Source organism: Olleya sp. KKT75 (assembly GCF_055635485.1).
Map to the genome: position 1 here is coordinate 71,525 of NZ_CM145759.1, position 23,476 is coordinate 95,000.

Here is a 23,476-nt window from a genome sequence, read left to right on the forward strand (position 1 = left end):
TGTTAGTCAATTTTAACGTCTAATTGATCAAAAAGGAAAGCGTATTTATATAAGATTAATTTTTCAAAATCCTGATTATTTAATGCGCCTCCATGCCCAGCACCATCAATAAGTAATAAACTGTAAAGCGACTTGTCGCTTCCTTTTTCTTGAAGTGTTGCTAAAAATTTATAAGAATGTAATGGAGGCACTCTATCATCCTCTTTACCTGTAATTAACATGAGGTTTGGATAACTTACGTTTTCTTTAATATTATGTAATGGCGAATATGATTTTAGGTTTAAATAATCTTCTTCGTTGTCAACAGACCCAAACTCGTTTAAATTAGTATTTACAGAACCAACTGTAAATTTTGAAAATCGCAGCATATCAAAAGCTCCTGCATCAGCAATGGCGGCTTTAAACAACTCTGGTCTTTGCGTGTAAGCTGCCCCAACTAATAATCCTCCGTGTGACCCACCATTAATAGCTAATTTATTTTTATTAGTGTATTTTTCAGATATAAGATATTCTGCAGCAGCAATAAAATCATCAATTGCAACCTGCTTATTTAATCCACGCCCTGCTAATCCCCAATCACTTCCTTTTGCACCACCACCTCTAATATTAGGCACCGCAATAATACCTCCATGCAATAACCATAAGGTTAAAGATTCGTCAAAACTAGGAACAATAGTTGTTCCGTAGCCTCCATAACCTCTCAACAACGTTGGGTTACTCCCATCTAATTTAGTATCCTTTAAACATGAGATATACATTGGTATTTCCGTACCATCTTTGGACTTATAATTAATGTATCTTGTCTCTAAAGTTTCTACTTTATATGGTACAGACAACACTTGCGTTGGCTTAAATGTTAAGTCTGACAAATTTAATTGATACCATATTTTAGGATGAAAAAAGGATGACACACAAAAATCGGTATGCGTTGCGTTATCTTCATTTTCATAAAAATAGTTTAATTGCTTTCCTTCTGGAAAATCAATCTTTCGCAATAACTCGCCCGACATATTAAATATTAAAGCTATATTTTTTCCTTTATCAGTATAAATACATGCCAATTTATCTTTACCTAATTTATTTACGTTAGTTAATAAAATATCATACTCTCCTATTAACTCTGACACTTTATTTAACTCAGTAATATCCGCAGATAAAACTCTACCATTAGTAGCCTCCCAATTTGTATTTAAAATAGCCGTATTACCAAACAGTTCCTCCACACTAACATAAAGACCTGGTGTATTTGGATATAATAAAAAGTTAGTTAAATAAAACGATTCTGGATTTATGTTAGCCACAGATAGTGCTCTGTAAATAGTACCTCTTACCGTATAATAATGTTTGAAAAACAACTTTTCATTCAGCTTAAAATAAGAAAACCTATTGGTCCCTGATGTGTCTCCATTTTGATACAATAATTTATCCTGACTTTGATTATCTTCCAATTTATGATAATATAACTTTTGTCCCTTAGCCTTATCTAAAAGTTCTCTTCCGGCTTCTGCTTCATCATAAGAATCATAAATAACATCTCTACCTTGCCATATTACATTACTACTAGCTCTTAAATTAGATAATTTATTTTCAAACAGATCCCCTGTTAGTAAATTAAAGAAATACACCTCTCTCCAATCGCCTCCATTATGGGACATTTCGATAGCTATTAAATTATCTTCTTCATTCAAATAACGATTAGTAATTATAACATTATCGTCTTTATCCAGCATAAAATCTTTAATCCTTACTAACTTCCTGTAGTTTTTCTGACCTCTTACTCTATACACTAAATCAGCTGCTCTGCTTGAATTGAAATTCTTTAAATCAAATTCATACTTACTTTTTAAACTATCTTCTTTTTCTTTGTAAGTGGAAATTTCTTTAGTACGCACACCATGATACATGGTTGCTATCTGACTTCTAAGCATCCACCATTTTGTGTATCGCTTTTTTATTTTATCAGTGATTTTAGTTTGCTCATCCAACCAATCTGACATCCTAATATCTTCAGAATTCTCCATCCATTGATAAGGATCCTCTATTTTTTCATCAAAATAAACATCAACTGTAGCATCTTTTGGCGTTAATGGGTAATCTTGTTTTTTTTGAGCATTTGCAAAAGTAGATGCACTAATAATAAAAGTGATAATAATAAATCTAAGCATTAAAAGTTTTTTTGAAATTTGGAGCTAAAGTACATCAATTGTTAAAAAATAAAGAAAAAAGTAGGATTTATATTACCTACTAACAACACGTCTTCTTATCTTTTTTAATAAGATTGGCCATTAAACCATTAACTATACAAAAAGCGACTAGTATTAAACCGAAAAAGTATTTCCAGTTTTCGTCTCCCTTAAAAAGGTATGCGCCTACAATAATAATAGTGGCCCAAACAATTGCGTTTATTAAGATTAATTTTTTCATGCTTATTAGACACAAAAACTTAAATTTTGTTACAAAAATTAGTAGTTATTATTAATTTGCAACAAAAAGCCCATTATGCAACTCGTTTTCGCGACAAACAACCAAAATAAAGTCAAAGAAGTCCAAAACTTAATACCGTCACATATTAAGTTGTTAAGCTTAAAAGATATTGGATGCTTTGAAGACGTGCCAGAAACCCAACCAAATATTATAGGCAATGCCGTACAAAAAGCAGAGTACATAAAACTACATTATGGCTTTGATTGCTTTGCAGACGATACCGGTTTAGAAGTTGAAACTTTAAACGGGGCACCTGGCGTTTTTAGTGCCCGATATGCTGGTCCACAGCGCAATGACAATGATAACATGTCCTTATTATTAGAAAACCTAAAAGAAAAAGATAATAGAAACGCGCAATTTAAAACGGTTATTGCATTACATTTAAACAATAACTTGGACACATTTACAGGTATTTGTAAAGGCGAAATCACTAGTTCCAAACAAGGAGTCAAAGGGTTTGGTTACGATCCTATTTTTAAACCCAATGGTTATGACAGCACATTTGCACAAATGGATTTAAAATTAAAAAATAGCATTGGACACCGCGGTAAAGCTGTACAACAATTAGTTGCTTTTTTAAATAGACTTTAAACTTTTAAATCAGTAATTAAAAAAACAAACCTCTTTTAGCGTAAAACAACCTTTTTTAGACCAATTTAAAACGTCATTTTACTTAATCAGATTTAACAAAAAACACCACATCCCTTTTATTTACTGTACTTAACAAGGATAATCTATTAAAGATTGAATATCCAGAATTAAAACGTACCTTTGCACCTTGAAAAACCCATGAGGGTTTATATATTCCTCAGAGAGAGGATGTGTTATTAGAAGTTTAGGTTAAGTATATTCAATGCGCTTCTATTTGTAACACCAAACAGATTGACATTGAAATACATAAAATAAAAGAATGAGCACATTCCAAGAATTAGGTCTAAACGAAGATCTATTAAAAGGTATAGAAGATTTAGGTTTTGAAACACCATCTGAAGTACAAGCAAAAGCAATCCCAATTTTATTAAACGAAGACACAGATTTAGTTGCGTTAGCGCAAACTGGAACTGGTAAAACTGCAGCATTTGGTTTTCCTATGTTACAGAAAATAGACGTAAATAGTCGTACTACTCAAGGTTTAATATTATCTCCAACACGTGAACTTTGTTTACAGATAGCAAACGAAATGAAAGCCTACGGTAAATACTGTAAAGGTTTAAATGTTGTTGCTATATATGGTGGGTCAAGTATTACTGATCAAGCAAGAGAAGTAAAACGTGGCGCACAAATTATTGTAGCTACGCCTGGTCGTATGAAAGATATGATTAATCGTCGCTTAGTTGACATTACTAAAATCCAATATTCGGTTTTAGATGAGGCTGATGAGATGTTAAACATGGGATTCAAGGAAGATATTACAGAAATTTTATCTGGTACTCCTGAAGACAAAAACACATGGTTATTCTCTGCTACAATGCCAAGAGAAGTTTCAACTATTGCTAAGAAGTTTATGGTTAATCCACAAGAAATTACTGTGGGTCATAAAAATGAAAGTACAAGTAACGTTTCTCACGAATATTACATGGTTAACGCTCGTGACCGTTACCAAGCTTTAAAACGTTTAGCAGATGCAAACCCTGATATCTTTTCAGTTATATTTTGTAGAACAAAACGTGATACACAAAAAGTAGCCGAAAACTTAATTGAAGACGGATACAGTGCAGGAGCTTTACATGGTGATTTATCTCAAAATCAACGTGATATTGTAATGAAACAATTTAGATCACGTCAAATCCAAATGCTTGTTGCAACAGATGTTGCTGCACGTGGAATTGATGTAGATGATATTACTCACGTAATTAACTACCAATTAAGTGACGAGATAGAAACATACACACACCGTTCTGGAAGAACAGGTCGTGCTGGTAAAACAGGTGTATCTATGGTAATTGTTTCTAAAAGTGAAGTACGTCGATTAAAAAGTATCGAACGTATAATCAACAAGAAATTTGAATTAAAAGAAATTCCTAACGGAATGGCTATTTGCGAAGTGCAATTAATGTCTTTAGCAAATAAGATACATAACACAGAAATCAATCATGAGATTGATAAGTATTTAGGAGATATCAACGCTTTATTTGAAGACACTTCAAAAGAAGAACTTATCAAAAAATTCTTCTCTGTAGAGTTTACACGTTTCTTTAACTACTATCAAAAATCTAAAAACTTAAATGTTGCAGGTGGAGACTCAGGTCGTGAAGGAAGACCACAATCTTCTGGAAGCGCAGCACGTTTCTTTATTAATGTTGGAGAAAAAGATGGTTATGACTGGATGAAATTAAAAGATTTCTTAAAAGAAGTTTTAGATTTAGGTCGTGATGATGTCTTTAAAGTAGATGTAAAAGAAACATTCTCTTTCTTTAATACAGAAAAAGAACACCAAGAAAAAGTCTTAGCATTCTTTACAGATTACAAAGATAACGGACGTTTTGTTAATGTAGAAGTTACAGAAGACAGAGGCGGAAGTCGTGGTGGTGGTCGTGATAGAAACCGTGGTGGCGGTGGCGGTGGAAGACGTCGTGAAGGTGGAAATGGTGGCGGAAGACGTCGTGATGATAAACCAAGAGGAGAAAGACGTTCTTCAAGAAGAAGCGATGACAGTTCTAGCAGAAGTGACAGACGCAGAAGCAACGAAGGTGGTTCTGATAGATCAAGTCGTACTGACAGAGATAAATCTGAATTTAAAACATCTCACTCTAGACCAACTAGATCTAGACGTAAAGATTAAAACATAGTTTTAGAATAGCAAAAACTTAAACCTTTTTGTTAATATTTAGTCAAATAACAAAGAAGACGTCATTTTTAGCGTTTTCTTTGTTATTTTTATATTCTAACTATTCTACATGAAGTATTCCCTTTTTATATTACTCTTTACCTTAAGCATAACTTTTGGGTTCTCTCAGGACGCAGGTGTCAAGGCTAAAGAAAACACAACTGCTAAAAAAGTCAGTGACTCTACTGCTTTAAAATCAGATTCTACCGTTAAAGGTATTATCATTGATGCTACATCAAAACAGCCCCTAGAAAACGTAAATATTGTTAACTTAAATCAAGTTATTGGTACAGCAACCAACTCTAAAGGAGAATTTGAGTTACGTGCAAGAGCTAATGATACTTTACACTTATCTTATTTAGGTTTTAAATCTATTAAAGTTAAAGTAACTAATGACTGGGTTGACAGAATTGATAAATCTACAATTACATTAACAGAGCTAGCTTTAGCTTTAGAGGAAGTTGTAGTTACTGGATTGCAATTAACTGGTTATTTAGAAGTAGACATCAAACAAGTTAAAATAAACAACAATTATAGATATAGTATCTCAGGATTATCAAACGGTTATGAAGCTGGAAAAAAACAACCTAGTGCTGTTACCAAGGTTTTAGGATCAATATTTAATCCGTTAGACTTTTTATATAACACCTTTAGCAAAAAAGGAAAAGAGTTACGTAAGTTGAAGCAAATGAAGGAGGATGACAACATCCGAAACACTTTAGCTAACAGGTTTGACAGAGAAGTACTAATTGCTTTATTAGGTGTTAACAAAGTTGATTTAGACGAGATTGTTAGCCAATGTAATTACTCTTTAGAGTTTGTAAGCACTGCTAATGACCTTCAAATATTAGACGCTATTAGCGAGTGTTATGAGGAATATAAAGTATTAAATAGAGGTCGTAAAAAAAGAATATAATCTTTACCACCTATCATAAAATTAAAAAATCTCAAATTATAATAATTTGAGATTTTTTTATGTCTTAAAGTGACTACCACTTATTTAATGTAGCACGCTATTATAAGCCTAGCACTACTCTATTTTTTTGTATTGTAAAAACGGGTCGTGATCTCATCGTAACTTTTAATAGTTTTCTTACACCAATCTAGTCTTTTTTCAAGCAATTCATTTTCCGTAAGTTGCCAATCGATATCTGTTTTTTTCAATTTAGAAGTTGCATGCTGCAATACTATTGCTGCGCTTACAGAGATATTTAAACTTTCAGTAAAGCCAACCATTGGGATTTTTAAAAAACTATCGGCTTGTTTTAAAACTTCTTCGGACAAGCCATCTGTTTCTCTTCCAAAGAAAAAACACGACTTTTTAGTCACATCAAAATCATATAAATCACAATCGTCCGTATGAGGTGTGGTTGCCACAATTTGATACCCTTTAGCTTTTAAAACTGTGATACACTCTTTAACCGAATGGTACCTGTTTAAATCGACCCATTTTTGTGCACCCATTGCAATTTCTCTATCAATACTTTTACTATTAGTTTCTTCTACAATATTTAACTCTTGTAGTCCAAAAACATCACAACTACGCATCACAGCGCTGGTATTATGTAATTGATAGACATCCTCTGTAGCTACAGTAAAGTGTTTAGTACGCTGACTAAGGACTTTGTTAAAACGCTCCAATCGGTGGTCTGTTAAAAAGGTCTCTAAATGTTCTAATAATTGTAAATCTACCATATTTTAAAATTAAAAAACCTGATGGGATTACCATCAGGCTTTTGTAAAAATTTGTATTTATAATTAGTTTATACCAATATTACCCTGTGCAATTAAAGTGCCTAAATTAGTACTACTTAAATGTACGTTTACGTAGCCATTAACATTTAAAATGTCAGTATACCCAAACGGTGTACCATCGTCCAATTTAGCGATATTAGATTTACTAATACCCATTGTACCATCAACAGGTGTAAAGCTAAACATAATAGCACCAGGTGCTGTTGCGACACTACCAACATGTATATGTGCTGGATGCATACCGCCTGCTGGACTACCAGTTAATGTAATTACAGCTAGCGCCTCTCCGTTAACACGTTCTGAAAAACTTATTACTCCTGAAATATCAGTAACATCAACCCCATTTAAAGCATAGTTTATATTATTAGTAGTTACAATATTTTGACCAATATCTGACTGCGCTAAAACTGATGTGCTGGTACCGCTTTGATTAATGACAACATTACCATCAAAATTTAATAATTCTTCATAAGTAATTGCTGTCCCGTTTTCTAAAGTAGAAAAAGTGGTTCTACTTTTTCCTGTATTACCATCAACAGGTTCCAGGTTTAATGCAACCATTGTAGTAGATTGCTCAAATTCTACAGCAGTATCAAAATATATTGTAGCTGGATAAGATTGACTAACCGCTATACCAACCAAATTAATTTCGATAGTAATTGTACTATTAGAGTTTTTAAAATATTCAATAGTACCAAAAACTCCAGAAGAACCTACAGTTGCAATATTAAAAATTTCGGATTCTAAAGACATTATTTGTTCTGAAACATCATCGTCCGAACAATTAGTAAATAACGTAATAGAAAGAATAATAAAAAGGTAGTGAAAGGATTTCATGGATTAATTTTTTAAATGAATGACTTATTTTTTACTAAGCATTAAGATATTAAAGGGAATTAATCTTAAGTTTATAATCTAATATCAAAAGTAATAAAAAATTTAATGGCACTAAACAAACTAATCCTCTCTTTATCATTATATCTATTATTTTCAATTTTTGCTATTGCTCAAAACAATGCTAATTTTAATCCTAATGATACAATTACGTATAACGACACCAATTCTGAAAAAGTAGTTGCTTTAGGTAATTTAATAGAAAGCTCAGTACTTAATAACCAATCAGAACCTTTTGTTGGAAAACTGTATAAAAACGCATTACTAAAACGTATTCTGCAAGACAATACTACCCCAGATTTAAATAGTGATTACCTAAAATCTTTTGTCAAAGGAATTAAACAAGGCTTGGACTTATTTCCACAAGAAATTATAACCGAAGTAGAAAATGGTGCGTATTACGATTTTGTAAACTACAGGTATGATCAAAATTTACAAACCTATTATATCCTTTTTAGACTATACTCTGCCGAAGGTGGATTAAATTATCATGATTATAGAATCCATAAAAAGGATTCTGAGATGTTAATATCCGACATCTACTTATATCTTGCTGGAGAAAATATTACCACCACCATGTCAAGATTAATGACTTATGTAGCACCCAATAAAAAAATATTAGGACTAATAGAAACAACAAAAGACGAGGGTGTTACAGAACTATTTCAAGCCATACAATATAAAAAATCAGGAAATTTTGAGCTAGCCTACAAATTAATGGATGGTATAACCTCTAAGCTGTCTAAAGAAAAGTTTTTCTTAATATTTAAGTCTTTAATGGCAAGTAACGTTGATGACGAAAAATATCTTGCTACTTTAGAAGAATTAATAAAAACCTATAAAGACGATCCAACTATTGTGCTTAACAAAATTGATTATTATGTCTATAAAGAAGATTACTTTGAAGCCATACAAGTAATTAATCAACTACAAGAAGAAACAGAAGACGATTTTTTAAACTTTATAAAAGCAAATGTTGCGTTTTATGACGAAAATTATGACTTTGCACTTAACAACTATAAATATATAATTGATAACTATCCTGATTTTTTTGAAGGTCAAGCTGGTTATTTAAGCACTTTAGTAATGATGGAAAACTTTAAAGATGCTACAACCTATATAGAAATATTAATTAGCGAAGGCTATGATAGGGCAGATATAATTAATTATGTTGAAGAAGATGATGATAATGGCGAAAACATCTTAGAAGTATTAGTCCAGTCTGAGCCTTATAAAGCTTGGAAAATAAAAACATCAAATTAATTATGAAACATTTAGTAGTACTTACTGGAGCGGGTATGAGTGCAGAAAGTGGCATAAAAACGTTTAGAGGTGCTGATGGTTTATGGGAAGGTCATGATGTTATGCAAGTCGCCTCTCCTGAGGGTTTTGAGGCTAATCCAGAATTAGTATTAGAGTTTTATAACCAGCGCAGACGACAGTTACTAGAAGTAGCGCCCAATAAAGCACATTTAGAATTAGCTAATTTAGAAAAGCATTTTAAAATAACCATAATTACGCAAAACATAGACGATCTGCACGAACGCGCAGGTAGTACAAACGTCATACATTTACATGGCGAATTATTAAAAGTAAGGAGTACAAAAAATGAAGCTCTAGTTTTTGATTGGAAAAAAGATCTTAATCTAGGGGATTTAGATAAAAACGGAAACCAATTGCGTCCGCATATTGTTTGGTTTGGAGAAGCAGTACCGTTAATTGATACAGCTGTAGAGATTTGTGCTACAGCAGATAAATTATTAATTATAGGTACATCACTACAAGTATATCCCGCAGCAAGCTTAATGCATTATGTACCGGAAAATACGCCTACCTTTTTTATTGATCCAAACCCATCTATTTCTAGCTCTAAAAAGGTAACTGTTATTGCTGAATCTGCAACAGAAGGCATCAACACCTTTATTTCTGTACTATAATTATGAAATATACATTTTTAATTGTTTCAATATTTATCACAACTTTTGTTTGTGGACAGAATGCTGTGATTTCATTTAAAGAAAATTTACTAGTAAAATCTAATATTAGCACGCAGTCCGAGTCGTTTTCCATCCAAGATAATGGGCAATCTGTTATTGTAAATGCAAATAACACGTACAGATTACAAGTCGCTGCTAACTATAAGCTTTTAGGTTTAAAAGTAGGATTTTCTCCAAGCAGTCGTAATTCTAATTTCAAGTCTAAGTTTATCAATCCCCAGTTAAATATTTTTATAAAACAATGGATACAGAGTTTTGAATACAGAAAAGTCAAAGGATTTTATCAAGATAATCATGCAGATGTATTAGCACAATTCCCTAATTTAAAAACAACTAGTTGGATTGGTACCACATCTTATGTGTTGAATGATAATTTTTCTTTAAAACACTTGACGCACCTTACTGAATGGCAGAGAGAAACTGCAGGAAGCTTAGTCCCGACATTAAGGTATGGTTTTAATAGATTAAGTAATACTATTGACAATCAAAAAATTGCAGAAAACAGCTTTGACATTGCAATAGCTCCGGCATACTATTATACTTGGGCATTTAAAGAACATTGGTTTATCTCCTCTTCTATCTCCCCTGCTTTAGGGGTTCGTTTTACAACAGAAAAAATAGACCAAATAGCAACAACCAAAAACACGTTTATTACTCGTGCTTTAGACTTTACATTACAATTTGGGTATACCTCAGAAACTATTAGCGCAGGTGCTAGTTTCAATTTTGACTCTAACGCTGTAAATAAAAAGCTTACACAAAGTGTTGTAACAGACAAAAGCTATGCTAGTCTGTACTTTGGTTACCGATTTATTGCTCCTAAATTTTTAAAACGAACGGCTAAATCTATTGAAGACAGATTTAATCTCTAAACACTTATTTCATTAAATTAATATCTGCAATACTCTTAATTCTATTGCGTTCTAAAAAGGCATCAATAGTTTCAAAATGCTCAATAACACGTTGCTCTTTAAATTCAAATACCTTTTCAGATAAACCTTGCAGGAAATCTCTATCGTGAGACACTAGTATTAATGTCCCATCAAATGTTTTTAAAGCTTCTTTTAATACGTCTTTAGATTTAAGATCTAAGTGGTTTGTAGGTTCATCTAAAATCAACAAGTTAACTGGTTCTAATAATAACTTAACCATAGCTAACCTTGTTTTTTCTCCTCCAGATAAAACACCTACTTTTTTATCAATATCATCGCCTTTAAACATAAAGCGACCTAAAATATTTTTTACACCTGTTCTAGCATCTCCTTTTGCAACTTCGTCCACCGTTTGAAAAACAGTCAAATCGTTATCTAACAAAGCCGCTTGGTTTTGAGCAAAATACCCAACCTGAACATTATGACCTAAACTACATTCTCCTTCAAAGTCTATTTGACCTAAAATAGCTTTAATCATTGTAGACTTACCTTCTCCGTTTCTACCAACAAAACTAACTTTCTCCCCTCTTTTAATTGACATGTTAGCATCACTAAAGACCACAACATCATCATACTTTTTGGTTAAGTTTTGTACAGATACAGGATAATCTCCAGATCTTGGTGCCGGAGGAAAACTTAATTTTAATGCAGAATTATCGACTTCATCAATCTCTATAATTTGCAGTTTTTCAAGCATACGCTCTCGCGAAGTCACTTGGTTAGTTTTAGAATATGTTCCTTTAAAACGTTCAATAAAAGCCATATTATCCGCAATATACTTTTGCTGTTCTTGATACGCTTTTATTTGATGTACACGTCTATCTTCTCTTAACTGTAAATAATGACTATAATTAGCTTTATAATCATAAATACGTCCCATAGTAACCTCTATAGTACGGTTTGTAATATTGTCAATAAAAGCTCTATCATGCGATATTACCATAACTGCATCCGCTTTATTAACTAAAAAATCTTCTAGCCAAATAACAGATTCTATATCAATATGGTTAGTGGGCTCATCTAATAGAATTAAATCAGGCTTTTGTAATAAAATTTTTGCCAATTCAATTCGCATACGCCATCCACCAGAAAACTCATTAGTAAATCTTGTAAAATCATCTTGCCTAAAGCCTAATCCTTTTAAAGCTTTTTCTACTTCTGCATCGTAATTAACATCTTCTAAAGCATAGTACTTTTCACCTAAATCAGACACTTGCTCAATAATAGACATATACTCATCACTCTCGTAATCCGTCCTAGTTTCTAACGCTTTATTAAGTACTTCCATCTGGTCTCGCATATCATAAACATGCTTAAACGCTTTAGCTGCCTCTTCAAAAACAGTACAATTATCTTCTGTCAATAAATGCTGTGGTAAATAAGCAATTACAGCTTCTTTTGGTGCTCTAACATGTCCTCTTGTTGGGTTTTGTCTACCTGCAACAATTTTCATCATGGTAGATTTACCTGCTCCGTTTTTTCCCATTAAAGCAATTTTATCCGTTGGATTAATCACAAAAGATACATCACTAAACAAAGCGGTACCGCTAAACTCTACTGCCAAATTATCTATAGAAATCATAGTCTGTTTTTTAATGCTGCGAAAGTAATAAAAAGACTAGTATTTAAGCCAATCTACATTTGACTTTGTTATAAAAATATGATTAAAAACACTCCTATTAAATAGACACAACAACAAATCATCTTACTTTTTAGGATAAAAACGAGAATAAATTGGCGTAGAATCATCCAAACATTTCTTCTATCTTTGCAAACTATAAAGCAAAACCATGAGAATAGATATAATAACTGTTTTACCAGAATTACTAAAAAGCCCGTTTGAAGCATCAATATTAAAACGCGCTATAGAAGCTGACCTGGTAGAAGTACATTTTCATAATTTAAGAGACTACACTACAGGTAACTATAAATCTATTGACGACACACAATTTGGTGGTGGAGCCGGTATGGTCATGAGTATTGAACCCATTGATAAATGCATCTCTAAACTAAAGGAAGAAAGAGATTATGACGAGGTTATATATATGACACCCGATGGAGAGACACTTAACCAAGGTATTGCGAATCATATTTCATTAAAAGAAAATATTATTATCCTTTGCGGACATTATAAAGGTGTGGACCAACGTGTTCGTGATTTACTTATTACTAAAGAAATTTCTATTGGTGACTATGTGTTGTCTGGAGGAGAGCTTGGTGCTGCTGTACTTTGTGATGCTGTTATAAGATTAATACCGGGAGTATTAGGAAACGAAACATCTGCTTTAACGGATAGTTTTCAGGACAATTTATTAGCTCCTCCTATTTATACAAAACCAAGAAACTATAAAGGCTTAGAAGTTCCAGAAATATTATTAAGTGGTCATGCTGCTAACATTGATAAGTGGAGAGAAGACCAAGCTTACCAACGCACAAAAGAAAGACGCCCAGATTTATTGGATAAATAATCCAATTAAACAACTAATAAACAAGACTTTAAACAACAACGTACCACAGTGAAATTAGGTTAAAAAAAGCTTCAAATTTTTTAACAATTATACTTTATACTTTTTAGTTTTTACTTATATTTGCACCCAAATTCGGATTAACCTCTGGCGAGATACGTGAATGTTGCTCTGAATCAATCATTAAAAATAAAATAAAGATGGAATCTTTAATAAAATTTGTACAAGACGAGTTTGTAACTAAAAAGGACTTCCCTGAATTTTCAGCTGGAGACACAATTACTGTGTACTACGAAATTAGAGAAGGAGAAAAAGTACGTACTCAGTTTTTTAGAGGAGTAGTAATTCAAAGAAGAGGAACTGGTTCTTCTGAAACATTTACTATCAGAAAAATGTCAGGAACAGTTGGTGTAGAGCGTATCTTCCCTGTTAACTTACCTGCATTACAGAAAGTTGAAGTTAACAAAAAAGGTAAAGTACGTCGTGCTAGAATCTTTTACTTTAGAGGTCTTACTGGTAAGAAAGCTAGAATTAAAGAAGTTAGAAGAAAATAATATCTTCAACCTTACACATAATAAAAAGCCTAACTTTTATAAGTTAGGCTTTTTTGCGTTATTAACTTTTGTTAATAACTACGGTTCACAACTAGTTAATAACTAAGTGGTTATATTTTGTAAAATCTTGAAGATAAAACGTAATTTAGTAAAACAATTAACAACAATAGTAATATTGGTTTCAATCAAAAATTGAATTTGAGTTAGTTTAATTGTTTTTTGAGGTTTTAAAATAATATGTGTAGTCATGTCAATTAAAAACCATGATATTTTAAAAAGTGAATCATGCACGCAGGATTTAACTAGTAAGATTGAAAGTTTTAAGTAAACTACAGGAGCGAAAGCAAATGTATTTAAACAAAACAATGCAAAAGAAAAGTAGTTATTGTGTAAACAAGGACTATAAAGTACGCATCAAGAAAAGCAATTACCAGGTGCATTTAGTAACAAGTCAATACATTTTGAAAGTTACACCCAAATGTACTATTGATTTAATGTTAGTTTGTTCTGAAAAAATGTAAAACGTAAGTTTTGGATTGATTTAATGAAAATTAAATAAGACAACATAGTGTTATCTCAAAAAAGCCATAACAACAATAGTTAGATCTATTATGTTATGGCTTTTGTAATTTATATAAAATCATCCTGTTTTAAAATAAAACCATTTATATTGTATAACCATACAAAAACAACTGATGCACTTACCCTTTATACCGGACAAAACGTTTAAAAATGAAGACTTCACCATCAATAGTCTACAAAAAGGGGAATATGACAATTGTAGTTTTATAAACTGTAATTTTAACGCAAGCTACCTGTCTATAAGTACTTTTTTAGAATGTGAATTTATAGATTGTGATTTAAGCAATAGTAAAACATCAGATACCACCTTTAAAGATGTAACTTTTAAAAACTGTAAATTATTAGGAGTATTATTTAATGACTGTAATCAGTTGTTAATGTCTATTACCTTTAAGAATTGTCAACTTAATTTTGCCTCATTTTATCAAGTTAAATTAGTCAATACGCAGTTTGACAAATGTACATTTGATAAGACAGAATTAACAGAAGCAAACTTTTCAAAATCAAATTTTAACGCGTGTGACTTTAAGCATGCTGTATTTTTTAATACTAATGTAGAGCATGCTAGCTTTTTAACATCCTACAACTACTCTATCAATCCCGAAAACAACAAAATAAAAGGTGCTAAATTTTCGAAAGCGGAAATTCATGGCTTGCTAGACAGCTACAAAATCCATATTTCTTAATATATTATTCTTTTTTTATTAATTCCGCAATAAACTAAGCTTCAATTTATTTTCCAACCAATTGCAGTGTTAAGTAAACGTTTTCGCTTTAAAATACCTCCTGTTTTTTGTATCTTAGCCAAGCTTAAAATTAAACTAATACACAATATATATTTATGTCAAATACACCAAAAATTATATATACTATAACAGATGAAGCTCCTGCTTTAGCGACGCGTTCATTTTTACCAATAGTACAAGCTTTTACAGCTTCTTCAGGAATAGGATTAGAAACTAAAGACATCTCACTTGCTTCAAGAATATTAGCAGTCTTTCCAGACTACTTAACAGAAGACCAACGTGTGTCTGATGATTTAGCTTTTTTAGGTGCTTTAGCCAAAACGCCAGAAGCTAACATTATAAAACTTCCAAACATTAGTGCTTCTATTCCGCAGTTAAAATCTGCAATAAAAGAATTACAAGCAAAAGGTTTTGCTATACCAAGTTACCCAGAAGAAGTAACAAATGACAAAGAAAAAGACGCAAAACTACGTTACGACAAAATTAAAGGTAGTGCTGTAAATCCAGTATTACGTGAAGGTAATTCTGACAGACGTGCTCCAAAAGCAGTAAAAAATTACGCTAAGAAAAATCCACACTCAATGGGTGCTTGGTCTAAAGACTCTAAATCACATGTCTCTACAATGACAGAAGGTGATTTTGCAAACAACGAAAAGTCTGTGACATTAGCTGAGGCAACTAGTATTAAAATAGTACATACTGATACATCAGGAAATGAAACTGTTTTAAAAGATAACTTAGGGTTATTAAAAGGAGAAATTATTGATGGTACTGTATTAAGTAAGAAAGCATTATTAACTTTTTTAGAAGCACAAATTAAAGATGCTAAAGAAAAAGGAGTGTTATTCTCTTTACATATGAAGGCAACAATGATGAAGGTCTCAGACCCTATCATCTTTGGTCACGCAGTACGTGTGTTTTTTAAGGATTTATTTGCTAAATACAGCAAAACATTTGATAAAATTGGTGTTGACGTAAATAACGGATTCGGAAATTTACTAAGTAACTTAAGTGAGTTACCAGAAGCTGAACGTAACGCGATATTATCAGATATTGATGCTGCTTACAAAGCAAACCCTGCTTTAGCAATGGTAGATAGTAATAAAGGAATCACCAACTTACATGTACCAAGTGATGTAATTATTGATGCGTCAATGCCTGCAATGATAAGAAACTCTGGTCAGATGTGGAATGCGGATGGTAAAGCTCAAGATACTAAAGCTGTAATTCCTGATAGTAGTTATGCAGGAATATATACTGCAACAATCGATTTTTGTAGAGAAAATGGTGCTTTTGACCCAACAACAATGGGAACAGTTCCAAACGTAGGACTTATGGCTCAAAAAGCTGAGGAATACGGATCTCATGACAAAACTTTTGAAATTGCTGCAGACGGTAAAGTAGACGTTATTGATACTGACGGTAATGTATTAATTTCTCATAATGTTGAGGCTGGAGATATCTGGAGAATGTGTCAAGTTAAAGATGCACCAATCCAAGACTGGGTAAAATTAGCAGTTACTCGTGCTAGAGCATCTCAAACACCTGCTGTTTTCTGGTTAGACGAAAACAGAGCTCATGATGCAGAATTAATCAAAAAAGTAAATACATACTTAAAAGATCACGATACTGAAGGTTTAGAACTTCATATCTTATCTCCAATTAAAGCAACTGAGTTTACTTTAAAAAGAGTAAAAGCTGGAGAAGATACAATCTCTGTTTCTGGAAATGTATTACGTGATTACTTAACAGATTTATTCCCAATTTTAGAATTAGGTACATCTGCCAAAATGTTATCTATTGTGCCATTAATGAACGGTGGTGGTTTATTTGAAACTGGTGCTGGTGGATCTGCTCCAAAACATGTACAACAATTACTTGAAGAAAACCACTTACGTTGGGATAGTTTAGGAGAATTTTTAGCACTTGCTGTATCTTTAGAACATTTCAGTCAAGTAAATAATAATCCAAAAGCAAAAGTTTTAGGTGATGCATTAGATGATGCAACTGAAAAATTATTAGAAAACAAACAAGGACCATCAAGAAAAGTTGGTGAAATTGACAACAGAGGAAGTCACTTTTATTTAGCAATGTATTGGGCAGAAGCATTAGCAAACCAAGATAAGGATGCTGCTTTAAAAGCACAATTTGGACCAGTAGCTTTAGCTTTTAAAGCTGAAGAATCTACAATTATATCCGCTTTAAATGATATCCAAGGTGTTGCAGTAGATCTTGAAGGGTATTACTCAACAAACGAAGAATTAACAAATAAAGTAATGAGACCTATTCAGTTATTTAACAACTTACTTAAAAGTATCTAAGTCACTGATTATAGAATAAAAAAGCTCCCAATTGGGGGCTTTTTTTATTTCAAATTATTAATAAATAATATATTAATCTTCCACAACCATCGTTTAATAATAAATAACTTAGAAAATTAAGCCTAAATAGTTAACCCAAATAAATTTTATCTTAACGTTAAATACTAATTACTAAGGCACATTTTCATTATTTTTACTACTCAAAATTAAACAATGAAACACGTCACCAACTATATCTTAATACTATTCCTTCTTTGTAGTTCTGTACTCTGCGCACAAGAAAAATTCACTTTAAGTGGAAAAATAACAGAAGCTAGTAGTAATGAAACTTTAATTAGCGTTAACGTAATTATACCAGAATTAAATACTGGTGCTGTTACTAATGAGTATGGCTTTTACTCCATCACACTTCCTAAAGGAACCTACAAAGTAATTGTGTCTTATATTGGATTTTCTGATGCTATCCAGACAATAACTTTAGATAGCGATATTTCTAAAAACTTTAGTTTAGAAGAATCTTTTGAAAATTTAGATGAAGTAATTATTACAGAAAACATAGAAAAACTAAACATTAAAAAACCTCAAATGAGTGTTAATGCGCTTAGTTCTGCAACTATAAAAGATATTCCTGTGGTATTTGGAGAAGCTGATGTAATTAAAGCCATCACACTATTACCAGGTGTTACTAACGCTGGAGAAGGATCTTCTGGGTTTAATGTCCGTGGTGGTGCTGTAGACCAAAACCTAATATTATTGGATGAAGCTACTGTTTTTAATTCGTCTCACTTATTTGGATTCTTTTCCGTCTTTAATCCTGACGCCATAAAAGATATAAAATTATATAAAGGTGGTATTCCCGCACGTTATGGAGGAAGAGTTTCCTCAGTTTTAGATATTTATCAGAAAGAAGGTAACAGTAAAGAGTTTCATATGAATGGTGGAATTGGTATCGTTGCATCTCGTATTTTAGCAGAAGGACCTATAAAAAAAGACAAAGGGTCTTTTCTATTTGGTGGACGTAGTAGTTATGCACATTTATTTCTACCTTTATTTGATATAGACAATAAAGCCTACTTCTATGATTTAAACACAAAACTAAGCTACGATATAAACGATAATAACAGTATTTACCTTTCTGGTTATTTTGGTCGTGATGTCTTTAGTATTTCAGATAGCTTTGAAAACACATATGGTAATACGGTCCTTAATTTTAGATGGAATCATTTATTCTCTGATAAATTATTCTCCAATATGTCTGTTATTTATTCTGATTACTATTATGGTTTAAAACTAAATTTTGTAGAATTTGATTGGAATTCCGGAATTCAAAACTTTAATTTCAAATACGACTTTAAACATTACTTAGCCGATGGCTTCAAATTACAATATGGTTTAAATAGTATTTACTATAAATTTAATCCAGGAGATATTAAACCATCTACGCCAACTTCAGGAATAAACTCATTTAAACTAACAGATAAATATGCATTTGAAAATGCTGTGTACATAGATGCGGAACATAAAATAACAGATAAATTAAACCTAAGTTACGGATTACGTATTAGTTCTTTTCTACGTTTAGGGCAAGACCAATTAAATACGTATCAAGATAATCAAGCTGTTGTTTTTAATAACGATTTTCAAATCTATCAAAAAGCGACTCCAACAGGATCAGAATCTTATAATAAAAGTGATGTTATAGAAAGTTTCGCAAATATAGAACCAAGAGCATCCTTAGCGTATCAGTTAAACGAGGATGCCTCTATAAAAACTAGTTATAATAGGATGACACAATATTTACATTTATTGTCAAACACATCCTCTCCTACACCATTAGATGTTTGGACACCTAGCGGTAAATATGTAAAACCTCAATTATTGGACCAAGTTGCCTTAGGGTACTTTAGAAGTTTTAATGATGATAAATATAGTTTAGAAGTAGAGACTTATTACAAAAAAATTCAAAACCGAATTGATTATATAGACGGAGCAGACTTAATTGCTAACGATGCTATAGAGCAAGTAATCCTTAATGGAGAAGCCAGAGCATACGGACTAGAAATATTATTAAGAAAAAACGAAGGGCGTTTTAAAGGTTGGTTAGCCTATACGCTTTCAAAATCCGAACAGAAAACTCCCGGGCGCACAACAAACGAAACTGGTATAAATAATGGTAATTGGTATAACACAGCTTATGACAAAACACATGACATATCCTTAACTGGTAGTTATGATTGGAATAAAAAATGGAAATTTAATGCCAACTTCCTATTTCAAACAGGACAACCAACAACATATCCAAATGGACAATACACCTATAACGGAATAAATATACCTAGTTATAGTAATAGAAACACAGACAGATTACCAGCCTATCATCGTATGGATTTATCGGCTAATTACACACCAAAACCAGATAAAACTTCCGGATGCCAAAGCTATTGGGTGTTTAGTATATACAATCTATATAACAGACGCAACGCAGCATCAATAACTTTTGGAGAAAACAGAATGACAGGAAATAACGAAGCAACAAGACTTGCCATTTTCGGGTTAATCCCATCTGTATCTTACAATTTTAAATTTTAATTAAAAATGAAAAAAATCCTGTATATATTAATAGTATTTACACTCTTTAATTGCGAAGATGTAATCGATTTAAAAGTCCCAACATCAGACCCTAAATTAGTGATAGAAGCATCATTAAATTGGTTTGATGGTACAGATGGCGCTCAACAACAAATAAAACTAACATTATCTGCACCATTTTTCGATGCACAAGTTCCACCAGCCAATAATGCAATCGTAACTGTGGAAGATAACAATGGTAATATGTTTCAATTTTTAGAAGATGCTGAAACCGGAATATATAGAACATCAACATTTATACCTCAAATTAATCAAGAATATACATTAACTATTATATATCAAAATCAAACGTACGTAGGTACAGAAGTACTCACAACAGTAACTCCTATAGATTATATCGAACAGAATAACGATGGCGGTTTTTCTGGAGAAGATATAGAGCTTAAAGCCTATTATACTGATCCAGCTAATATAGACAATTACTACTTTTACGAGTTTATATCCGATATTCCCGAAATTCCAGTATTAGAAGTTTATGACGATCAATTTACAGACGGTAATCAGATATTCGCATTTTACTCAGAAGAAGACCTAGAGTCAGGAAACCAAGTAACCATAAATAATTACGGAATATCCCAACAATTTTATCAATTCATGGATATTTTATTACAACAAACCTCAGATAGTGGTGGCGGTCCGTTTCAAACCCAACCAGCAACTGTTAGAGGAAACTGCGTAAACATTACAAATCCAGATAATTTTCCACTAGGTTACTTTAGAGTGTCAGAAGCTTTCCAATTTACCTATATTGTAGAATAATTATTGGGCGTTACCACAAGGGTCGCGCTTTCGGTAGTCGCTCTCTGCGAGGAGCTTCAACAAATGCCTCAATCCCTAACGCAAATCAGTACTAGCATTAAACTATGAAATTTACAAAAACAACAGAGCAAGATTCAAATTATAACAATTTAGAAAAAATGTCTATAACAGACTTGCTTCAAAATATAAATACAGAAGATAATACTGTTCCAAAAGCTGTACAAAAAGCAATACCACAAATAGAAACATTAGTAGAGCAAGTTGTAAATAAATTAGAACAAGGCGGAAGACTATTCTATCTAGGTGCAGGTACAAGCGGAAGACTAGGAGTTGTAGATGCATCAGAATGTCCTCCAACCTTCGGAGTCTCTTATAACGTAGTAATAGGACTAATAGCCGGAGGAGATAAAGCTATTAGAGAAGCAGTCGAGTTTGCAGAAGACTCTAAAACACAAGGTTGGAAAGATCTTACACAACATAACGTATCAAAAAAAGATGTAGTAATAGGTATAGCAGCATCAGGTACTACTCCATACGTAATAGCAGCATTAAAACAATGTAATTCAGAAGGCATATTAACAGGCTGTATTACATCAAATAGTAATAGCCCGTTAAGCCAAGTATCAAAGTTTCCTATAGAAGTTATAGTAGGACCAGAATTTGTAACAGGTAGCTCACGTATGAAAGCAGGTACAGCGCAAAAACTTGTCCTCAACATGATATCTACCACCACCATGATAAAACTAGGTAAAGTAAAAGGAAACAAAATGGTAGACATGCAACTAAGTAATGACAAACTAGTAGACCGAGGTACAAAAATGATAATGTCAGAATTAAACATAACTTATACAGAAGCAGAAAGTTTATTAAAAACACACAAAAGTGTTAGAAATGCAATAAATCATTATAACAATGGAAACTAAATCAACAGACAAAGATATTCTTGTAAAAGGAGTAAAACAAATGGGTATAGCAATGTTACTAATGTTTGTTGGTCCTACACTACTTTATCTCGTATTAAGTAATAAAGAAAGAGATTTCTATATTCCACTATTAATAATTGCAATACTAATATGTGTATTAGCTGTATTTATGGCTTTTAAAGGTATAAATACAATTTTAGATAGTCTTTTCAAAAGCAATAAGACTAAATAGAATTAAGCACTGCAAGACCACTAACTAACCAAAGTAATAACATAAATACATCTACTCCACAGAATAGTAATTTATAATTTAAATACTACTTTTTAAAAATAATAAAGCCTCTAATAATATTAGAGGCTTTTATTTTAAACTAATAATGATGATAATTTACTAATCTATCCTTTAAGTTAAATGTTCAAGTTTTAAAAGTTTACTAATTTAAATATAATATTCCGACCTAGAGATTAATCCCTTTATTGAACCTTAGTTTATAACTGTGCTATAGTCATTTATTCCTTTTCCCTATTTACTTTTCCCTATTTACTTATACCTATTTACTTTACCCTATTTACTTTAGACTTTTAGCTTTTCACTTTTAGCTATTTACTTCTGTCTTTTGCCTTTTTCCTTTTGCCTCTTTACTTCTTTTTTTTGGCTTTTTGCATTTACTCCGACCCTTTATTTATTTGAGTATAAGGCACAAAAAAACCCTTCATAAATAAATATGAAGGGTTCTCTAAAAAGGCGACGACCTACTCTCCCACAATGTAGTACCATCGGCGCAAATGGGCTTAACTTCTCTGTTCGGAATGGTAAGAGGTGAGCCCCATCGCTATAATCACCTTAAATCTTTCGGTGTATGTAGTAGTAACTACTTAACCGTATAAAATAACATATTGAAAAAATGATTCATGAAAATCTGTATTGAACTTTATAAAAAACAGGCGTACAATAAGCCTATGGGTTATTAGTATCACTCGGCTATGACATTACTGCCTTTACACCTATGACCTATCAACGTAGTCATCTCCTACGACCCTTTAAAGAAATCTCATCTTGTGGTGGGTTTCGCGCTTATATGCTTTCAGCGCTTATCCCTTCCCAACGTAGCTACTCTGCAATGCTCCTGGCGGAACAACAGATACACCAGAGGTTAGTCCAACTCGGTCCTCTCGTACTAGAGTCAGATCCACTCAAATTTCTAACGCCCACTGTAGATAGAGACCGAACTGTCTCACGACGTTCTGAACCCAGCTCGCGTGCCACTTTAATGGGCGAACAGCCCAACCCTTGGGACCTTCTCCAGCCCCAGGATGTGACGAGCCGACATCGAGGTGCCAAACCCCCCCGTCGATATGAGCTCTTGGGGGAGATCAGCCTGTTATCCCCGGCGTACCTTTTATCCTTTGAGCGATGGCCCTTCCATACGGAACCACCGGATCACTATGCTCTTGTTTCCAACCTGATCGACTTGTAGGTCTCTCAGTCAAGCACCCTTATGCCATTGCACTCTACGCACGATTACCAACCGTGCTGAGGGTACCTTTAGAAGCCTCCGTTACTCTTTTGGAGGCGACCACCCCAGTC

At 32.7% G+C, this 23,476-nt stretch carries 19 protein-coding genes and 2 rRNA genes (1 of these 21 only partly in view); 14 read left to right on the forward strand and 7 right to left on the reverse strand.

The window, feature by feature from the left end; all coding sequences use genetic code 11:
* Window positions 1-2: 2 nt before the first annotated feature.
* The gene (locus tag ACZ2G2_RS00310; protein WP_470393348.1) at window positions 3-2,165 is read right to left on the reverse strand and encodes a prolyl oligopeptidase family serine peptidase; all 2,163 of its coding nucleotides are present in this window, start codon (window positions 2,163-2,165) and stop codon (window positions 3-5) included.
* A gap of 79 nt (window positions 2,166-2,244) precedes the next feature.
* On the reverse strand, window positions 2,245-2,424 hold the full coding sequence (locus ACZ2G2_RS00315; protein WP_470393350.1) for a hypothetical protein: 180 nt from the start codon (window positions 2,422-2,424) through the stop codon (window positions 2,245-2,247).
* A 75-nt stretch (window positions 2,425-2,499) separates the two neighbouring features.
* Here ACZ2G2_RS00315 and ACZ2G2_RS00320 point away from each other — a divergent pair, with 75 nt between their 5' ends.
* The 3 genes from ACZ2G2_RS00320 (at window position 2,500) to ACZ2G2_RS00330 (ending at window position 6,227) form a co-directional block, all read left to right on the forward strand.
* On the forward strand, window positions 2,500-3,075 hold the full coding sequence (locus ACZ2G2_RS00320; RefSeq protein WP_470393351.1) for a non-canonical purine NTP diphosphatase: 576 nt from the start codon (window positions 2,500-2,502) through the stop codon (window positions 3,073-3,075).
* Window positions 3,076-3,394: 319 nt separating this feature from the next.
* On the forward strand, window positions 3,395-5,266 hold the full coding sequence (locus tag ACZ2G2_RS00325) for a DEAD/DEAH box helicase (RefSeq protein ID WP_470393353.1): 1,872 nt from the start codon (window positions 3,395-3,397) through the stop codon (window positions 5,264-5,266).
* A 115-nt stretch (window positions 5,267-5,381) separates the two neighbouring features.
* Entirely contained in the window at window positions 5,382-6,227 is an 846-nt protein-coding gene (locus ACZ2G2_RS00330) for a carboxypeptidase-like regulatory domain-containing protein (protein WP_470393355.1), read from the forward strand.
* Window positions 6,228-6,346: 119 nt separating this feature from the next.
* Here the strand turns inward: ACZ2G2_RS00330 and ACZ2G2_RS00335 are convergent, their stop codons facing one another.
* Both ACZ2G2_RS00335 and ACZ2G2_RS00340 read right to left on the reverse strand, forming a co-directional pair.
* A complete protein-coding gene (locus ACZ2G2_RS00335) occupies window positions 6,347-7,006 on the reverse strand; it encodes a TrmH family RNA methyltransferase (protein WP_470393356.1) in 660 nt (219 codons plus the stop codon).
* Between the two features lie 63 nt (window positions 7,007-7,069).
* Window positions 7,070-7,903, reverse strand: a complete 834-nt coding sequence (locus tag ACZ2G2_RS00340; protein WP_470393358.1) for a CHRD domain-containing protein — start codon at window positions 7,901-7,903, stop codon at window positions 7,070-7,072.
* A 105-nt stretch (window positions 7,904-8,008) separates the two neighbouring features.
* Here ACZ2G2_RS00340 and ACZ2G2_RS00345 point away from each other — a divergent pair, with 105 nt between their 5' ends.
* From ACZ2G2_RS00345 to ACZ2G2_RS00355, 3 genes are read left to right on the forward strand one after another with little or no spacing between them, the layout of a single operon-like run.
* Window positions 8,009-9,223: a tetratricopeptide repeat protein gene (locus ACZ2G2_RS00345; protein ID WP_470393360.1), complete on the forward strand. Its 1,215-nt coding sequence runs from the start codon at window positions 8,009-8,011 to the stop codon at window positions 9,221-9,223.
* Window positions 9,224-9,225: 2 nt separating this feature from the next.
* Entirely contained in the window at window positions 9,226-9,897 is a 672-nt protein-coding gene (locus ACZ2G2_RS00350) for an SIR2 family NAD-dependent protein deacylase (RefSeq protein WP_470393362.1), read from the forward strand.
* A gap of 2 nt (window positions 9,898-9,899) precedes the next feature.
* Complete coding sequence (locus tag ACZ2G2_RS00355; protein WP_470393364.1) at window positions 9,900-10,829, forward strand: DUF4421 family protein; 930 nt, start codon at window positions 9,900-9,902, stop codon at window positions 10,827-10,829.
* Between the two features lie 4 nt (window positions 10,830-10,833).
* Here the strand turns inward: ACZ2G2_RS00355 and ACZ2G2_RS00360 are convergent, their stop codons facing one another.
* Window positions 10,834-12,471: an ABC-F family ATP-binding cassette domain-containing protein gene (locus tag ACZ2G2_RS00360; protein ID WP_470393366.1), complete on the reverse strand. Its 1,638-nt coding sequence runs from the start codon at window positions 12,469-12,471 to the stop codon at window positions 10,834-10,836.
* Between the two features lie 208 nt (window positions 12,472-12,679).
* Between ACZ2G2_RS00360 and trmD the strand changes: the two genes are divergently transcribed.
* From trmD to ACZ2G2_RS00400, 8 genes are all read left to right on the forward strand, one after another.
* Window positions 12,680-13,357 (forward strand): tRNA (guanosine(37)-N1)-methyltransferase TrmD, encoded by a 678-nt coding sequence (gene trmD / locus ACZ2G2_RS00365; RefSeq protein ID WP_101203803.1) that lies wholly within the window; start codon window positions 12,680-12,682, stop codon window positions 13,355-13,357.
* Window positions 13,358-13,554: 197 nt separating this feature from the next.
* Complete coding sequence (gene rplS, locus ACZ2G2_RS00370) at window positions 13,555-13,908, forward strand: 50S ribosomal protein L19 (protein ID WP_090842292.1); 354 nt, start codon at window positions 13,555-13,557, stop codon at window positions 13,906-13,908.
* 695 nt (window positions 13,909-14,603) lie between these two features.
* The gene (locus ACZ2G2_RS00375; RefSeq protein WP_470393369.1) at window positions 14,604-15,176 is read left to right on the forward strand and encodes a pentapeptide repeat-containing protein; all 573 of its coding nucleotides are present in this window, start codon (window positions 14,604-14,606) and stop codon (window positions 15,174-15,176) included.
* Between the two features lie 155 nt (window positions 15,177-15,331).
* On the forward strand, window positions 15,332-17,557 hold the full coding sequence (locus ACZ2G2_RS00380) for an NADP-dependent isocitrate dehydrogenase (RefSeq protein WP_470393370.1): 2,226 nt from the start codon (window positions 15,332-15,334) through the stop codon (window positions 17,555-17,557).
* 213 nt (window positions 17,558-17,770) lie between these two features.
* Complete coding sequence (locus tag ACZ2G2_RS00385) at window positions 17,771-20,146, forward strand: TonB-dependent receptor (protein WP_470393372.1); 2,376 nt, start codon at window positions 17,771-17,773, stop codon at window positions 20,144-20,146.
* A 6-nt stretch (window positions 20,147-20,152) separates the two neighbouring features.
* Window positions 20,153-20,965 carry a DUF4249 domain-containing protein gene (locus ACZ2G2_RS00390; protein ID WP_282070385.1) on the forward strand — a complete coding sequence of 271 codons (813 nt, stop codon included), beginning with the start codon at window positions 20,153-20,155 and terminating at the stop codon, window positions 20,963-20,965.
* A 104-nt stretch (window positions 20,966-21,069) separates the two neighbouring features.
* Entirely contained in the window at window positions 21,070-21,888 is an 819-nt protein-coding gene (murQ, locus tag ACZ2G2_RS00395) for an N-acetylmuramic acid 6-phosphate etherase (RefSeq protein ID WP_470393373.1), read from the forward strand.
* The gene (locus tag ACZ2G2_RS00400) at window positions 21,878-22,120 is read left to right on the forward strand and encodes a DUF6095 family protein (RefSeq protein WP_090842305.1); all 243 of its coding nucleotides are present in this window, start codon (window positions 21,878-21,880) and stop codon (window positions 22,118-22,120) included. The genes murQ and ACZ2G2_RS00400 overlap by 11 nt, the downstream gene beginning before the upstream one ends.
* Window positions 22,121-22,628: 508 nt before the next feature.
* Here the strand turns inward: ACZ2G2_RS00400 and rrf are convergent.
* Both rrf and ACZ2G2_RS00410 read right to left on the reverse strand, forming a co-directional pair.
* Window positions 22,629-22,735: ribosomal RNA gene (rrf, locus tag ACZ2G2_RS00405) — 5S ribosomal RNA — on the reverse strand.
* 101 nt (window positions 22,736-22,836) lie between these two features.
* Window positions 22,837-23,476, reverse strand: a 23S ribosomal RNA gene (locus ACZ2G2_RS00410); it runs 2,181 nt beyond the window's last position.

Excerpts from the sequence above, each read along its gene's own strand:
- ACZ2G2_RS00325 (WP_470393353.1), top strand. The coding sequence starts at position 3,395 with ATGAGCACATTCCAAGAATTAGGTCTAAACGAAGATCTATTAAAAGGT.
- ACZ2G2_RS00320 (WP_470393351.1), top strand. The coding sequence starts at position 2,500 with ATGCAACTCGTTTTCGCGACAAACAACCAAAATAAAGTCAAAGAAGTC.
- ACZ2G2_RS00310 (WP_470393348.1), bottom strand. The coding sequence starts at position 2,165 with ATGCTTAGATTTATTATTATCACTTTTATTATTAGTGCATCTACTTTT.
- ACZ2G2_RS00340 (WP_470393358.1), bottom strand. The coding sequence starts at position 7,903 with ATGAAATCCTTTCACTACCTTTTTATTATTCTTTCTATTACGTTATTT.
- ACZ2G2_RS00385 (WP_470393372.1), top strand. The coding sequence starts at position 17,771 with ATGAAACACGTCACCAACTATATCTTAATACTATTCCTTCTTTGTAGT.
- ACZ2G2_RS00335 (WP_470393356.1), bottom strand. The coding sequence starts at position 7,006 with ATGGTAGATTTACAATTATTAGAACATTTAGAGACCTTTTTAACAGAC.
- ACZ2G2_RS00360 (WP_470393366.1), bottom strand. The coding sequence starts at position 12,471 with ATGATTTCTATAGATAATTTGGCAGTAGAGTTTAGCGGTACCGCTTTG.
- ACZ2G2_RS00355 (WP_470393364.1), top strand. The coding sequence starts at position 9,900 with ATGAAATATACATTTTTAATTGTTTCAATATTTATCACAACTTTTGTT.
- ACZ2G2_RS00345 (WP_470393360.1), top strand. The coding sequence starts at position 8,009 with ATGGCACTAAACAAACTAATCCTCTCTTTATCATTATATCTATTATTT.
- murQ (WP_470393373.1), top strand. The coding sequence starts at position 21,070 with ATGAAATTTACAAAAACAACAGAGCAAGATTCAAATTATAACAATTTA.
- ACZ2G2_RS00400 (WP_090842305.1), top strand. The coding sequence starts at position 21,878 with ATGGAAACTAAATCAACAGACAAAGATATTCTTGTAAAAGGAGTAAAA.
- ACZ2G2_RS00390 (WP_282070385.1), top strand. The coding sequence starts at position 20,153 with ATGAAAAAAATCCTGTATATATTAATAGTATTTACACTCTTTAATTGC.
- ACZ2G2_RS00375 (WP_470393369.1), top strand. The coding sequence starts at position 14,604 with ATGCACTTACCCTTTATACCGGACAAAACGTTTAAAAATGAAGACTTC.
- rplS (WP_090842292.1), top strand. The coding sequence starts at position 13,555 with ATGGAATCTTTAATAAAATTTGTACAAGACGAGTTTGTAACTAAAAAG.
- ACZ2G2_RS00330 (WP_470393355.1), top strand. The coding sequence starts at position 5,382 with ATGAAGTATTCCCTTTTTATATTACTCTTTACCTTAAGCATAACTTTT.
- ACZ2G2_RS00315 (WP_470393350.1), bottom strand. The coding sequence starts at position 2,424 with ATGAAAAAATTAATCTTAATAAACGCAATTGTTTGGGCCACTATTATT.
- ACZ2G2_RS00350 (WP_470393362.1), top strand. The coding sequence starts at position 9,226 with ATGAAACATTTAGTAGTACTTACTGGAGCGGGTATGAGTGCAGAAAGT.
- trmD (WP_101203803.1), top strand. The coding sequence starts at position 12,680 with ATGAGAATAGATATAATAACTGTTTTACCAGAATTACTAAAAAGCCCG.
- ACZ2G2_RS00380 (WP_470393370.1), top strand. The coding sequence starts at position 15,332 with ATGTCAAATACACCAAAAATTATATATACTATAACAGATGAAGCTCCT.